The sequence below is a fragment of the Pseudomonas sp. GW821-FHT01D09 genome (assembly GCF_059422465.1).
In genome coordinates, this window is the sequence record NZ_JBWKWY010000013.1 from 46411 (window position 1) to 60432 (window position 14022).

Consider the following 14022-nt stretch of genomic DNA (forward strand, 5'->3'; position numbering starts at 1 on the left):
GGGTTCTCCTAGGAACGGAACAGGCGGCTGTACTGGCGCTCATGGGCCATGCATGCCAGGGACAGGCCGAAGGCGGCGCTGCCAAAGTGATGAGGGTCGCGCTGGCTGGCGTCCTGCTGGGCCTGTTGCAGCAAGGGCAGCAGTTCGCTGGTCAGGCGTTGGGCGGCTTGCTGGCCCAGGGGCAGGGTTTTCATCAGCACCGCCAATTGGTTTTCCAGCCAGCTCCACAGCCAGGCGGTCAGGGCGTCGTCGGGGCTGATCGCCCAGGCACGGGCCGCCAGTGCCCAGCCCAGGGCCAGATGGGGTTCGTGGGTGGCGTCGAGAAAACGCCGTGCCGCGTCATCCAATTCCGGCAGGCCGTTGAGCAGTTGTTGCAGGGAGTAGCCCATTTGCCGGCTCTCCTGGAACAGTTCGCGGGTTTCGCGGCTGGCGCGGTGTTCTTCACACCATTGGCGCAGGCGTTCCCAATCCTGGTCCGCAGCGGCCTGGCAATGGGCAAGCAACAGTGGCGCCTCGAAGCGTGCGAGGTTGAGCAGCAGCTGGTCGCTGATCCAGCGGCGGGCGCTGTCGGCATCGCGGACACGGGCATTGTCCACGGCCATTTCCAGGCCCTGGGAATAGCTGTAGCCGCCAATCGGCAATTGCGGACTGGCCAGACGCAGCAGCGCCCAGGCCGGGTTCACAGGCGCACGCCGAACTGATGCAGTTTGGGCGGGTAGTTGAAGTCTTCATCCCCGTGGCGCGAGTGATGGTGACCGCCACCGTAGGCGCCGTGTTCGGGCTGGAACGGTGCTTCGAGGGTTTGGGTGTGGGCCCCCAACTGCTCCAGCATGGCCTTGAGCACGTAGTCATCGAGCAGGCGCAGCCAGCCATCCCCCACTTGCAGGGCCACATGGCGGTTGCCCAGGTGATAGGCCGCACGGGTCAGTTCAAAGGCGCTGCTGCAGGTCACGTGCAGCAGTTGTTCAGGGCGTGCGCAGACGCGTACGACACGTCCGTCTTCAGCCTGTAGGCATTCGCCGTCGTACAGCGGCGGCTGGCCGCGCTCCAGAAACAGGCCGACGTCTTCACCCTCGGCACTGAAACAGCGCAGGCGGCTTTTGCTGCGGGCGTCGAAGTTCAGCAGCAACTCCGCAGCCCAGATGGGTTGGGGCGCAATTCGGCGGTGGATCACCAGCATCGGGAAGCTTCCAGCTATGAGCGATAAACAGGCTAGAGCAAGGGGCTTGCCAATCAGGCGTGGTGTAGGAAAACATCGTGGATGTAGGATGTTTCGCCACTAAACAGGCCGCAGGCGCGGAGAAGGCTTGACCCATTATGGTGCGCCATGGGTCGTTCTGGCACCTGAATTGGGCGATTTTGGCGGGCGTCCCACGATATTTTGTAGGTGCTTGCCTTCGGTTATTTATCTGTAATGCATTTTGGGAATCATCCTACTCACACCATAGATTTCCCGCTCATCTCGCCACGCGTTGTTTCTCTAGGATTTCGCACCGTCTTTAATCCAGTGCGACGTTCATCATGTTCAAGTCTTTTTTATGTGTGGTCATGGCCGGTTTTTTTGGCATGGCGCCATCTGCTTCGGCCAGTTTCAGCCAGCGTTACGTTTCACCGGCTCCGTTCAGTTCAGCGTTACAGGCCCTGCCACAACCGACCATCGCCAATGTGGTCGACCGCGCCCATGAGTTGCTGGGCAAACCTTATAAATCGGGGGGCACATCGCTGGAGCAGGGGTTCGATTGCAGCGGGCTGCTGGTCTATCTGTTCAAGACCGAAGCCAATATTGTTATCCCGCGCACCACGGCGGCGATGCACCGCTCAACGGCGGCGACGATCAAGGCAGATGCACTGCAACCCGGCGATGCGGTGTTTTTCAAGGCCAATGGCAGCAGCCAGATCGGCCATGTCGGCCTGTATGTCGGCGAGGGCAAGTTCATTCACTCGCCGCGCCAGGGCAAGAACATCCGCATCGATTCCCTGGCCAACACCTACTGGAAGAAGAACTACACCACCGCCAAGCGTTTCCACGCGGTGCGTTGATCGCTCTACTCGGTGCTGCCCAGGCCTTGCCAGTGCTTGAGGCCAATAAAGATAAAGCGCAGTTGCTGGGTGATCTTGGCCTGGGGCGTAAGGTGCGCCGGCAGGGCGGCGGCGGGCGGGTCGATGATGTCGGGCAGGGTGGCGAACACACTCTTGACGATCAGGTCGGCCATCACATGCAGGCCGTCGGCATCCAGGTGCTGGAGTTTGGGCATCAGTGTCAGGTCGGCCGCCAGGTCCGAGGTGATGTCTTCGCGCAGCGCGCCGATGGCTTGGCGCACGGCCAGGCAACCACCGTACTGCTCGCGGGCCAGGAATAAAAACTGTGAACGGTTGGCCGCCACCACATCGAGAAAGATCCGCACCGAGGCATCGATGATGCCGCCCATGACGAATTCGTTGTGGCGTACCAGGCGGATGGTGGCGCGGAAGGTCTGGCCGACCTCACTGACGAGCACCAGGCCCAGTTGGTCCATATCGGCAAAGTGACGGTAAAAACCGGTGGGCACGATGCCGGCGCTCTTGGCCACTTCCCGCAGGCTCAGGCTGCCAAACCCTCGGCCACCCTCCATCAGATGGCGGGCTGCGTCCATCAAGGCAAGGCGGGTCTGTTGCTTCTGTTCGGCGCGGGGGAGCATTGGCGGGTGGGCTTTGTAGACAAGGACAGCGACGCACTCTAGCAAAACAACTTTACCGGCGTCGAACTTGAAACAGGACAAAGGTGGCGCGGGTCACACAAAGTCAAAGCCCGATCGCTGGGGATCGGGCTTTTTTCAGGGCCGGCACGGGCTTAGCTCGTGGCTTTATGCATTTCAGCCAGACGGTCGGAACCGCCCTCGGCGACAAATTCGCGTTGTTGCAGACGGTCCGAGCCACCTTCAACCAGACCTTTCTCCTCCAGGCGATCACGGCCGCCCTCGGCGACAAATTCGCGTTTTTGCAGACGGTCCGAACCACCTTCGACCAGGCCTTTCTGTTCCAGGCGATCACGGCCGCCTTCGGCTACGGCGTTACGCTCTTGCAGACGGTCCGAGCCACCTTCGACCAGGCCTTTCTGCTCCAGGCGATCACGACCACCTTCGGCAACGGTCTGGCTGATGTGCGAGGCGTCGGTCTTGGCTTGTGGGATGGTTTGCTCTGTTGCTGGCAGGGCAAAAGCACTGGTGGCCAGGACAGAGAGTGCAACACTGAGCAGTAATTGGCGTTTCATGATGAGTTGCTCCTTGGGAGGGCGATAAAGTGGGTACAGGACTCATGCTACTCTCGATATCTCGATATAAAAGTTCATAAACACAATGGTAATAATCAACGGAATTGATTGTTCTGCGCCGAGGCTCTAGACCGTACCTCTCAAGCACGCGCTTTTGCACCGGGGTGGGTATTTTCGACACGGGCGTGGGTAACAACGGTGCGCGATCGATGAAAAAAGCTGTCGGATTAGTCAGAAAAAGTACTTTTCACCGCTAATTCCCCGCTGCGGTTAAACCCCCAGGCCATTTGCCAGTCGTAGCCATATAAGCTTTAGCCCTTGCGCGCGTTGCCAGTGGCACGCGCAGTCGTAATCAGGAGCCCTGTGCAATGACGCGCACTCGTAAAATTCTCGCCTGGAGCAGTGCTTGCTTCGTTCTGCTGATCGCCGCCGTCGTACTGATCCTGGTGTTCTTCGACTGGAACCGGATCAAGCCGACACTCAATGCCAAAGTCTCCGAAGAGCTGCATCGCGCCTTTGCCATCAATGGCAACCTGGCTGTGGTCTGGCAGCGCGAGCCGGACGAAGGCGGTTGGCGCGCCTGGGTGCCGTGGCCCCATGTGGTGGCCGAAGACCTGAGCCTGGGCAACCCCGAGTGGTCGAAAAAACCGCAGATGGTCACCCTCAAGCGCGTCGAATTGCGCATCTCGCCCTTGGCCTTGCTGGCCCAGCGCGTGGTGATCCCGCGTATCGACCTGACCGAACCGAGTGCCGAGTTGCAGCGCCTGGCCGATGGCCGCGCCAACTGGACCTTCACCTTTGACCCCAAGGATCCGAATGCCGAACCGTCCAACTGGGTGGTGGATATCGGTGCCATCGGCTTTGACAAGGGCCACGTGACCCTCGACGACCAGACCCTCAAGACCCGCCTCGATGTGCTGATCGACCTCCTGGGCAAACCCATCGCATTCAGCGAAATCGTCGGCGAGCGCGATGCCAAAAAGGCCCAAGAGCAGGGCGCGACACCCCAGGACTATGCCTTCGGCCTCAAGGTCAGCGGCCAGTACCACGGCCAGCAACTCGCGGGCAGCGGCAAGATCGGCGGGTTGCTGGCCCTGCAAGACGCGGCCAGGCCATTCCCCCTGCAAGCCCAGGCGAAGATCGGCGATACCCGCATCGCCCTGGCCGGCACCCTGACCGACCCCCTGAACCTCGGCGCCCTGGACCTGCGCCTGAAACTGTCCGGCACCAGCCTGGGCAACCTTTACCCACTGACCGGCGTGACCCTGCCGGACTCGCCGGCCTACTCCACCGACGGTCGCCTGATTGCCAAGCTGCATGAAGCCGGCGGTGCGTCGTTCCGCTATGAGCAGTTCAACGGCAAGATCGGCAACAGTGATATTCACGGCGACCTGGCCTACGTCGCCAGCCAGCCACGGCCCAAGCTCAGTGGCGCACTGGTGTCCAACCAACTGCTGCTGGCCGACCTGGCGCCGCTGATCGGTGCTGACTCCAATGCCAAGCAAAAGGCCCGTGGCGGGGCGAGCAAGCAACCGGCGACCAAGGTGCTGCCGGTGGAAGAGTTCCGCACCGAGCGCTGGCGCGATATGGACGCCGATGTCGAGTTTACCGGCAAGCGCATTGTCCACAGCACCGACCTGCCGTTCACCGACCTTTATACGCACCTGGTACTCAACGACGGCCAACTGAGCCTCGAACCCCTGCGCTTCGGCGTGGCGGGCGGCAAGCTGGATGCGCAGATCCGCCTCAATGGCCGCATTACCCCGCTGGAAGGCCGGGCGAAACTGACGGCGCGCAACTTCAAGCTCAAGCAACTGTTCCCCACCTTTGAACCGATGAAGACCAGCTTTGGCGAGCTCAACGGCGATGCCGATATCGCCGGGCGCGGCAACTCGGTGGCGGCGCTCTTGGGCAGTGCCAATGGCGATCTGAAAATGCTCATCAACGACGGCGCCATTAGCCGTGGCCTGATGGAAATTGCCGGGTTGAATGTCGGCAACTACGTGATCGGCAAGCTGTTTGGCGACAAGGACGTGAAGATCAACTGTGCGGCGGCGGACTTCGGCATCAAGACCGGCCTGGCCACCAGCCGGCTGTTTGTGTTCGACACCGAGAACGCGATCATCTACATCGACGGCACCGTGAACATGGCCAGCGAACAACTGGACCTGACGATTACCCCAGAGTCCAAGGGGTTCCGCCTGTTCTCGCTGCGCTCGCCGTTGTACGTCAACGGGCCGTTTATCAAACCCAATGCCGGGGTCAAGACCGTGCCGCTGTTATTGCGTGGCGCGGGGATGGTGGCGCTGGGTGTGATCGTTGCACCTGCGGCAGGCCTGCTGGCACTGGTGGCGCCGAGCGGTGATGTACCGAACCAGTGTGTGCCGCTGTTGCAGCAGATGAAGGAAGGCAAAGCACCGAAAACGGTGAAAGGCTGACTGAAGAAACCCACAACCCAATGTGGGAGAGGGCTTGTGTGGGAGCGGGCTTGCCCGCGATAGCGGTGGGTCAGTCAACATCAATGTTTGCTGGGCCGACGTCTTCGCGGGCAAGCCCGCTCCCACATTAGTTCGCGCTGCTAAAAGGCCTACAGGCCGTTGAGAAAGTTTTATTGGATATTGCCGGGTGTCATATCGATTGCCATAGGGCTGGTCTAGGATCAGCCCAATCGCCCCTTCAAGGATGTTCGCCACCATGGCCCAGACATTGGCTACACGTTATCCCCTGGTCCTGGTGCCGGGCATGCTCGGGTTTGTACGGCTGGTGCTGTACCCATACTGGTACGGCATCGTCCCGGCCTTGCGTGCCGGTGGGGCGCAGGTGTTTGCGGTGCAGGTGGCGCCGCTCAACTCCAGTGAGGTGCGCGGCGAGCAGTTGCTGGCGCAGATCGAGCAGATACGCCGCCAGACCGGCGCCGAGAAGGTCAACCTGATCGGCCATAGCCAGGGCTCGCTCACCGCTCGTTACGCGGCGGCCAAACGCCCGGAATGGGTGGCTTCGGTGACCTCGGTGGCGGGGCCCAACCACGGTTCGGAATTGGCAGACTACCTGCACACCCACTACCCGGCCGACAGCGCCAAGGGCCGGATCATGAGCGCGCTGCTGCGTCTGGTGGGCATGCTGATGGGCCTTCTGGAAACCGGCTATCGCGGCCCGCGCTTTGCGGTGGATATCCACGCGTCCCATCAGTCGCTGACCTGCGAGGGCGTGGCGCTGTTCAATCGCCAATACCCCCAAGGCTTGCCAGACACCTGGGGCGGGCAGGGCGCCGAGGAAGTGAATGGTGTGCGCTATTACTCCTGGTCCGGCACCCTGCAGCCGGGCAAGACCGATCGCGGGCGCAACCTGCTGGACGGCACCAGTCGCAGTTGCCGGTTGTTTGCGCGCACCTTCGTCAAGGAGAAGGGGCAGTGCGACGGCATGGTCGGGCGCTACAGCTCACACCTGGGCACGGTGATCGGCGATGACTATGCGCTGGATCATTTCGATATCGTCAACCAGTCACTGGGCCTGGTGGGCAAGGGCGCCGAGCCGATTCGCCTGTTTGTCGAGCATGCGCAGCGGTTGAAGGCGGCCGGGCTTTAACGTCTTACCGGCGTCGTCCAGCGCTCCGACAAAATCACCCCACCCAACGTCAGCACGCCGCCGACCAGGTGATACAGCGCCAACTGTTCCTTGAGCACCACCGCGGCAATCAGTGCGGTGATCAACGGCAGCAGGTTGAAAAACAGCGTGGTGCGGCTTGGCCCCAACTGTTTGACCGAATGCATCCACGCCAGCGGCGCGATCATCGAGGCCAGCAGGCAGGCGTACACCACCAGGCCAATATTCGACGGGCCCAGGCCGACCTTGTCCGAGGCCAGGAACAGCGGGAACAGCACCACCACCGCCACCAGCACCTGCAAATACAGCAACACCAGGGGCGGCAGGCGCAGTTGCCATTTTTTCAGCAGGGTGCTGTAGATCGCATAGGCCAGGGTGGCCACCAGCATCATCGCGTCACCCAGGTTCACCCCATGTTGCAGCAGCGCGCCGAGGCTGCCGGCCGACACCACCACCGCCACCCCGGCAAACGACAGCACCGCACCGGTCAGGGCGCCGAAGGTCAGGCGCTGGCCCAGGCTGATAATGGCCGCGGTCAGGGCCATCAAGGGCATCAGCGACAGGATGATCCCCATGTTGGTGGCGCTGGTCAGGCTCGCGGCGTAGTACGCCAGGCTCTGGTAGACCGCCATGCCAAGCACGCCGAGTACAGCGATCTTGCCCAGGTTGGGGCGGATCAGCGCCCAGTTGGCAATCACCGGCTTGAGCATGAACGGGGTAAACAGGATGGCCGCCAGCAACCAGCGATAAAAGCCGATTTCGGCCGGGAATATCGAGCCCACGGCGAGTTTGTTGACCACGGTATTGCCAGCCCAGATAAAAATGGCCAGCAGGGGATAAGCGTATTGCATCGCAAGGAACCGAGAACGTTAGTGAGGCTTGATTATCCTTTGTCTGGATCGAAGCCTATACTTCGATCCAGACAAACCGCCGTTACATCCAGACAACTATGTCCCAAGCCTATATCAACCTGCCCGATTTCGACGTACTGCCGGCCCCGGTGTATTTTCGCTACTCGGAATTTGCCGCCGACAGCCGCGCCTCCCGCCATCAGCATGCCTGGGGCTCCCTGGATTACTCGGCCCATGGCGTGATGCGCTTTGAAGTGGGCGGCAAGCGGTTTATGTCGCCGCCGCAATACGCGGTGTGGATCCCACCCAATACCCAGCACAGCTCCTACAACGCCCAGGCGATTGTCTACCGTTCGGTGTACCTGGCGCCGTCTTTGTGCGAGCAATTGCCCACACAGCCCTGCACCTTGACCATCAGCGACATCCTCAAGGCCATCCTCAGTGATTTTGCCGAGCGCGACGTGAATATCCCGGCCAACGAGGCCGACGTGCGCCTGGCCCAGGTGCTGGTGGACCAACTGCGCCAGGCGCCGGAGCATGAGTGTTTCCTGCCGTATGCCAGCAGCCCCGGCCTGCTCAGCGTGCTTGAAGGCATGCAGGCCGAGCCTGGGGACAACCGCGCGCTGGCGCAGTGGGCGCAGCAGGTGCATGTCAGCGAGCGCACCCTGGCCCGGCAATTTGTGCGCGAACTGGGCATGAGCTTTGGCGAGTGGCGCCAGCGCCTGCGCTTTTTGGCGGCCATTGAGGCGCTGGAAAGTATTCGCAGCGTGCAGGAAGTGGCGTTTGACCTGGGCTACAGCACTGCCTCGGCGTTTATTGCGATGTTCCAGCGCCAGGCCGGCTGTACACCGGAGCAGTACCGACGGACGAACCTACGTAACAGGTGAAGGTGTAACAAGCTTTGTCTACACTGCAGGGGAGGCCGCGCCCATCGGCGTGGTAACAGGGAGAAAACTCCATGAAGATGTTGCGTATTCCGTTGTTGATGATCGGTCTGCTGCTCTGTTCCCAAGGGTTTGCGGCCACTGCCCAGCAAAACAAAATGACCAGCTGCAATGCCGAAGCTTCCACCAAGACTTTGAAGGGCGACGAGCGCAAGGCCTTCATGAAAACCTGCCTCTCGGCCCCGGCCGCCAACGACGCCAAGACCCTGACCCCGCAGCAGCAAAAAATGAAGGACTGCAACGCGTCGGCAAAAACCAAGGCGCTGACCGGCGATGCGCGCAAAACCTTTATGAGCACCTGCCTCAAAGGCTGAGCCGCTTAAATACCCCTGTGGGAGCGGGCTTGCCCGCGATTGCGGTGTGTCAGCCCGCGAGATATTGACTGAACCTGCGCTATCGCGGGCAAGCCCGCTCCCACATTTTGCGGTGTTCACAGCCATCAGACTTCTCGCTTGATTGCCCCAAGGCTGGCAGACTGCCCATCCTTTAACGCCGTTCGTTTAGAGGCTGTATGCCAACGTTTTCTCAGCGTCATGTGTTGTTGCTGGCCAGCTACATCATCATTTTCGGCGGGTTGTTGCTGGTTCTGCCGTTGAAGCTGTTGCCCAGCCTGTTGGCCGGCCTGTTGGTCTTTGAACTGGTCAACATGCTCACCCCACAACTGCAGCGCTTGATCGAAGGCCGGCGCGCGCGCTGGCTGGCAGTGGCGTTGCTCGGCACTGTGATCGTCAGCGCACTGGCCCTGATCTTCGCCGGCGCCATCAGCTTTTTGCTGCACGAAGCGGAAAACCCCGGGGCCTCCCTCGATAAATTCATGGGCGTGGTCGACCGCGCACGCGGCCAGTTGCCGCCTTTCCTCGACGCCTACCTGCCAGCCAGCGCCGCCGAGTTTCGCGTGGCCATCGGCGAGTGGCTGAGCAAGCACCTGAGCGAATTGCAACTGGTGGGCAAGGACGCGGCCCATATGTTCGTGACCCTGCTGATCGGCATGGTCCTGGGGGCGATCATCGCCCTGCAACGGGTGCCCGACCTGACCAAGCGCAAACCCCTGGCCGCCGCGCTGTTCGACCGCCTGCACCTGCTGGTCCAGGCCTTTCGCAACATTGTCTTTGCGCAAATCAAAATCGCCGCCCTCAACACCGTCTTCACCGGGATCTTCCTCGCGGTGGTGCTGCCGCTGATGGGGATCCACCTGCCGCTGACCAAGACCCTGATTGTCCTGACCTTCCTGCTGGGCCTGCTGCCGGTGATCGGCAACCTGATGTCCAACACCCTGATCACCATCGTCGCCCTGTCGCTGTCGATCTGGGTGGCCGTGGCGGCGCTGGGCTACCTGATCGTGATCCACAAGGTCGAGTACTTCCTCAATGCACGCATTGTCGGTGGGCAGATCAGCGCCAAGTCGTGGGAGTTGTTGTTGGCGATGCTGGTGTTTGAAGCGGCATTCGGCCTGCCTGGGGTGGTGGCAGGGCCGATTTACTATGCGTATTTGAAGAGTGAGTTGAAGCTGGGTGGGATGGTCTGAAGATTGAGGGCGTCTAGGCTGGCCCTATCGCGGGCTTGCTCGCGAAAGAGCGCGCCGCGGTTTCAGCTAATACTCAGTAGCCGTAACGCTTACTGGCCTCAATCGCCAACCCGCTACCAATGCTGCCGAAGATGTTGCCTTCTACATGCCGGGCATTGGGCAACATCGCCGAAACACTCTGGCGCAGGGCCGGGATGCCGCTGGAGCCGCCGGTGAAGAACACCGTGTCGACCTGGGCCACGTCCACCGAGGCGTCGTCGAGCAGTTGGGTCACGCTATTGCGCACCCGCTCCAGCAGGTTGTCGATGGACGACTCGAACAGGGCGCGGCTCAGTTCCACGCTCAGGCCCGGTTCGACCCGGTCCAGCGGCACATGGCGGCTGTCGTCGTGGGTGAGGTGGATCTTGGTCTCTTCCACTTCCATGGCCAGCCAGTGTCCGGCGCGCTGTTCGATCAGCTTGAACAGGCGGTCGATGCCGCCGGTGTCTTCGATGTCGTAGCGCATGCTGCCCAGGGCCAGCTGGGATTTTTGCGAGTACACCGAGTTGATGGTGTGCCAGGTGGCCAGGTTCATATGGTGGCTGGTGGGCATGTAGGCGCCGCTTTTCATGCGGCTGCCGTAGCCGAACAGCGGCATCATGCCGGCCAGCGAGAGCTGTTTGTCGAAGTCGGTCCCGCCGATATGCACGCCGCCGGTGGCGAGGATGTCGTCGTGGCGGTTGTCGTGCTTGCGCCGCTCGGGCGACAGGCGCACCAGGGAGAAGTCGGACGTACCGCCGCCGATGTCGACAATCAGGACCAACTCTTCTTGTTCAATGGTGGATTCGTAGTCGAAGGCCGCGGCAATCGGTTCGTACTGGAACGAGACTTCCTTGAAGCCCAACTTGCGGGCCACGTCCACCAGGGTGTCTTCGGCCTCTTTGTCGGCCATTGGGTCGTCGTCGACGAAAAAGACCGGGCGGCCCAGTACCACTTCCTCGAACTCACGGCCGGCGGTGGCTTCGGCGCGGTTCTTGAGCTGGCCGATAAACAGGCCCAGCAGGTCCTTGAACGGCATGGCCGTGCCCAGCACGCTGGTGTCGTGCTTGATCAGCTTGGAGCCCAGCAGGCTCTTGAGCGAGCGCATCAGGCGGCCTTCGTAGCCTTCCAGGTACTCGTGCAGCGCCAGGCGGCCATACACCGGGCGGCGCTCTTCAAAGTTGAAGAACACCACCGACGGTAGGGTGATCTTGTCGTCCTCCAGCGCGATAAGCGTTTCCATGCCGGGGCGGATCCAGCCGACAGTGGAGTTGGACGTGCCGAAGTCGATGCCGCAGGCACGGGCTGGGGAGGTGTTGTTCATGTCTAACAGGTTCCGGTTAAAAAACGGCCGCGCAGTGTATGTCACTCGCGTGCAGATGCGTAGGCCGACTATCCGCTAAATACAGCAGACTTGTTACCTTGAAAGGTCGGCTCGCTGCCCCCAACTCCTGTGCATACGGTTGGTGGCTGTCGAAAGGATCAAGTGTGTCCTGCAAGCCGCCGATAATTTTCTGACGCACCTCGAACCGCCCCGCAATGCCCCGGCAGGCAGGGCCCGACTGTGCGATCTCGATAACGGATGGTGATGCCCCCATGGATTTCAAAGACTATTACAAGATTCTTGGTGTCGAGCCGACGGCCGATGACAAGCAGATCAAGGCCGCTTATCGCAAGCTGGCCCGTAAGTATCATCCCGACGTCAGCAAGGAAAAGGACGCGGAGGAGAAGTTCAAGGACGCCTCGGAAGCCTATGAAGCGCTGAAAAGTGCCGACAAGCGCGCCGAATACGACGAATTGCGCCGCTATGGCCAGCATGGCCAGCCCTTCCAGGGGCCACCAGGCTGGCAAAGCCGTGGCGGGTTTGGCGGTGGCCAGGACAGCGGCGAGTTTTCTGACTTTTTCAGCTCGATCTTTGGCTCCCGTGGCAACGGCTTTGGCGGCGGGCAAGGGCGCAGCCCCGGTCGGCGCGGCCAGGATGTGGAGATGGAACTGCCGGTGTTCCTGGAAGAGACCCTGTCCACCGAGTCCAAGGCGGTCAGCTTCCAGGTGCCGCAATACAATGCGGCGGGCCAGCACGTCAGTAACACCACCAAGAGCCTGAATGTGAAGATCCCGGCCGGTGTGGCCGATGGCGAGCGGATCCGCCTCAAGGGCCAGGGTGCACCGGGGATTGGCGGCGGCGCCAATGGCGACCTGTACCTGATCATCCGCTTTGCGCCGCATCCGAAGTTCGAGGTGGAAGGCGAAAACCTGGTGATCACTTTACCGCTGGCCCCGTGGGAATTGGCCCTGGGCGCGGAAGTCGCGGTGCCGACCCTGACCGGCAAGATCAACCTCAAGGTGCCAGCCGGCAGCCAGAATGGCCAGCGCATGCGGGCCAAGGGCCATGGTTTGCTGAACAAGGCCGGGCAGCGTGGGTATCTGTTTGTGCAGCTCAAGGCGGTGATGCCCAAAAGCAGCGACGAGGAGGTCAAGGCGTTGTGGCAGGAGTTGGCGAAAAAGGCCAATTTTGATCCACGGGAAACCTGGAACCGCTAACCGATCCCTGTGGTGGGCAGGCGAACCCTGTGGGAGCTGTCGAGCCCCGGCGAGGCTGCGATGGCGGCGGTATTGCTGGCATTGATGTTGGCTGGTCCACCGCTATCGCAGCCTCGCTAAAGCCCGACAGCTCCCAGATACCGGCGCGGCAGTATCACGGTAAATGTGGTGCCCGCCGTCTCGCTGGACGCCACTTCAATCGTACCCCTGTGGGCTTCCACCACTTCCCTGACGATAAACAATCCCAGCCCGAGGCTGGTCGAGTTGCTGCCCGGCTCTTCGGTAGTGCTGCGCACCAGCGGGTCGAACACGGTGCCCAGTGCCTCCTGGGGAATCGGCGGGCCGTAGTTGTGCATGCGCAGTTCTACGTTGCCGGGGGAGCCGTCGAGGCTCAGGGTCACCGCCTGGCTGTTGAGGCCGTGCTGTAAGGCATTGCCAATCAGGTTCTGCAACAGCTGATCAATGCGCCCGCGATCCCACAACCCCTGGGTATCGCCCTGGAGATGCAAGTGAACCTGGCAATCCGGGCGGCTCGCGCACGCTTCGGCGATGGCCTCCCTGGCGGCGTCGGCCAGGTTCATCGGCTTGGGCTCGATCGGCAGGCTGCTGCCCAGCCGGCTGCGCACAAACCCCAATAGATCGCTGACCATCGCCTCCATGTGTCGGGCACCCTTCTGGATATTGCCCACCAGGCCCAGGCCATGGCTGTCCAACGGGGCCTTGCGCAACAACATCTCGGTGGACATCTTCACCGCCTGCAACGGTGTGCGCAGATCGTGGCCGAGGATGGCGAGGAAGATATCCCGCGAGCGATTGACCTGTTCGGCGTAGGCCGCCGTGGATTCGGCCAGGGCTTCGTCGATGGCTTCGTTGAAGCGGATCATGTCCTGGAAATACGTCATATCCGGCGACGCCAGGCTATCGACCCACAGCCGGATCACGCAGGCGCGCAGGTGGCGGAACTCGGAGGTCATCTGCACCAGGTCAAAGCCTACGGTATGGCGCAGTTCGCCATGGCTGGCGGCGGCGGCGTCCAGGCTTGGGGTTTTTTCCGGGCCTTCGCCCTTGGCCTTGGCGGCCTGTTCGCTGGCGCTCTGGCGGGTGTTCATGTCCCGTGCGGCGGCCAGCAGGATCGAGTGCGCATGGTCGCGCAGTTGCGTGCGGTTCAAGGTGTCGGCGGCCGGGGTTAGGGTTTCGGCAAACTGCTCCCATTCATCGACGATCCGCTCGGCATGCAACACGATGAATTCGGATAGGCGCATAGCCAGGTTCCCAAGTGCAAGACGGTGA

14 protein-coding genes are annotated in these 14022 nt (G+C 61.7%); 7 read left to right on the forward strand and 7 right to left on the reverse strand.

Annotation, left to right across the window (positions count from 1 at the left end):
* Positions 1–8: 8 nt before the first annotated feature.
* Both AC07W7_RS14040 and ureE read right to left on the reverse strand, forming a co-directional pair.
* Entirely contained in the window at positions 9–683 is a 675-nt protein-coding gene (locus AC07W7_RS14040; RefSeq protein ID WP_495039513.1) for an urease accessory protein UreF, read from the reverse strand.
* Positions 680–1180 (reverse strand): urease accessory protein UreE, encoded by a 501-nt coding sequence (gene ureE, locus AC07W7_RS14045; RefSeq protein WP_076961543.1) that lies wholly within the window; start codon positions 1178–1180, stop codon positions 680–682. The genes AC07W7_RS14040 and ureE overlap by 4 nt, the downstream gene beginning before the upstream one ends.
* Positions 1181–1521: 341 nt before the next feature.
* Between ureE and AC07W7_RS14050 the strand changes: the two genes are divergently transcribed.
* On the forward strand, positions 1522–2040 hold the full coding sequence (locus AC07W7_RS14050; protein ID WP_495039514.1) for a C40 family peptidase: 519 nt from the start codon (positions 1522–1524) through the stop codon (positions 2038–2040).
* Between the two features lie 5 nt (positions 2041–2045).
* Here AC07W7_RS14050 and AC07W7_RS14055 read toward each other — a convergent pair whose 3' ends face one another.
* Entirely contained in the window at positions 2046–2678 is a 633-nt protein-coding gene (locus AC07W7_RS14055) for a TetR family transcriptional regulator (RefSeq protein WP_076961541.1), read from the reverse strand.
* A 152-nt stretch (positions 2679–2830) separates the two neighbouring features.
* A complete protein-coding gene (locus AC07W7_RS14060; protein ID WP_169863790.1) occupies positions 2831–3250 on the reverse strand; it encodes a hypothetical protein in 420 nt (139 codons plus the stop codon).
* 368 nt (positions 3251–3618) lie between these two features.
* On the opposite strand from AC07W7_RS14060, the gene AC07W7_RS14065 reads away from it, so the two are divergent.
* Together AC07W7_RS14065 and AC07W7_RS14070 are read left to right on the forward strand one after the other, a co-directional pair.
* Positions 3619–5688 (forward strand): AsmA family protein, encoded by a 2070-nt coding sequence (locus tag AC07W7_RS14065; protein ID WP_495039515.1) that lies wholly within the window; start codon positions 3619–3621, stop codon positions 5686–5688.
* A 256-nt stretch (positions 5689–5944) separates the two neighbouring features.
* Positions 5945–6835 carry an esterase/lipase family protein gene (locus AC07W7_RS14070; RefSeq protein ID WP_495039516.1) on the forward strand — a complete coding sequence of 297 codons (891 nt, stop codon included), beginning with the start codon at positions 5945–5947 and terminating at the stop codon, positions 6833–6835.
* On the opposite strand, the gene AC07W7_RS14075 is transcribed toward AC07W7_RS14070, so the two are convergent.
* Positions 6832–7704: a DMT family transporter gene (locus tag AC07W7_RS14075; protein ID WP_057437486.1), complete on the reverse strand. Its 873-nt coding sequence runs from the start codon at positions 7702–7704 to the stop codon at positions 6832–6834. The two genes, AC07W7_RS14070 and AC07W7_RS14075, sit on opposite strands and share 4 nt — an antisense overlap.
* 98 nt (positions 7705–7802) lie before the next feature.
* Between AC07W7_RS14075 and AC07W7_RS14080 the strand changes: the two genes are divergently transcribed.
* The 3 genes from AC07W7_RS14080 to AC07W7_RS14090 all read left to right on the forward strand — a co-directional run bounded on the left by AC07W7_RS14080 (position 7803) and on the right by AC07W7_RS14090 (position 10173).
* Positions 7803–8591 (forward strand): AraC family transcriptional regulator, encoded by a 789-nt coding sequence (locus AC07W7_RS14080; protein WP_495039517.1) that lies wholly within the window; start codon positions 7803–7805, stop codon positions 8589–8591.
* Between the two features lie 71 nt (positions 8592–8662).
* Positions 8663–8962, forward strand: coding sequence for a PsiF family protein (locus AC07W7_RS14085; RefSeq protein ID WP_076961536.1), 300 nt, complete (start codon positions 8663–8665; stop codon positions 8960–8962).
* Between the two features lie 197 nt (positions 8963–9159).
* Positions 9160–10173, forward strand: coding sequence for an AI-2E family transporter (locus AC07W7_RS14090; protein WP_076961535.1), 1014 nt, complete (start codon positions 9160–9162; stop codon positions 10171–10173).
* A gap of 73 nt (positions 10174–10246) precedes the next feature.
* Here the strand turns inward: AC07W7_RS14090 and AC07W7_RS14095 are convergent, their stop codons facing one another.
* Positions 10247–11515, reverse strand: coding sequence for an Hsp70 family protein (locus AC07W7_RS14095; RefSeq protein WP_099170150.1), 1269 nt, complete (start codon positions 11513–11515; stop codon positions 10247–10249).
* A 272-nt stretch (positions 11516–11787) separates the two neighbouring features.
* Between AC07W7_RS14095 and AC07W7_RS14100 the strand changes: the two genes are divergently transcribed.
* The gene (locus AC07W7_RS14100; protein WP_099170152.1) at positions 11788–12732 is read left to right on the forward strand and encodes a DnaJ C-terminal domain-containing protein; all 945 of its coding nucleotides are present in this window, start codon (positions 11788–11790) and stop codon (positions 12730–12732) included.
* Positions 12733–12848: 116 nt separating this feature from the next.
* Here AC07W7_RS14100 and AC07W7_RS14105 read toward each other — a convergent pair whose 3' ends face one another.
* On the reverse strand, positions 12849–13994 hold the full coding sequence (locus AC07W7_RS14105) for a sensor histidine kinase (protein WP_169901567.1): 1146 nt from the start codon (positions 13992–13994) through the stop codon (positions 12849–12851).
* Between the last annotated feature and the right edge of the window lie 28 nt (positions 13995–14022).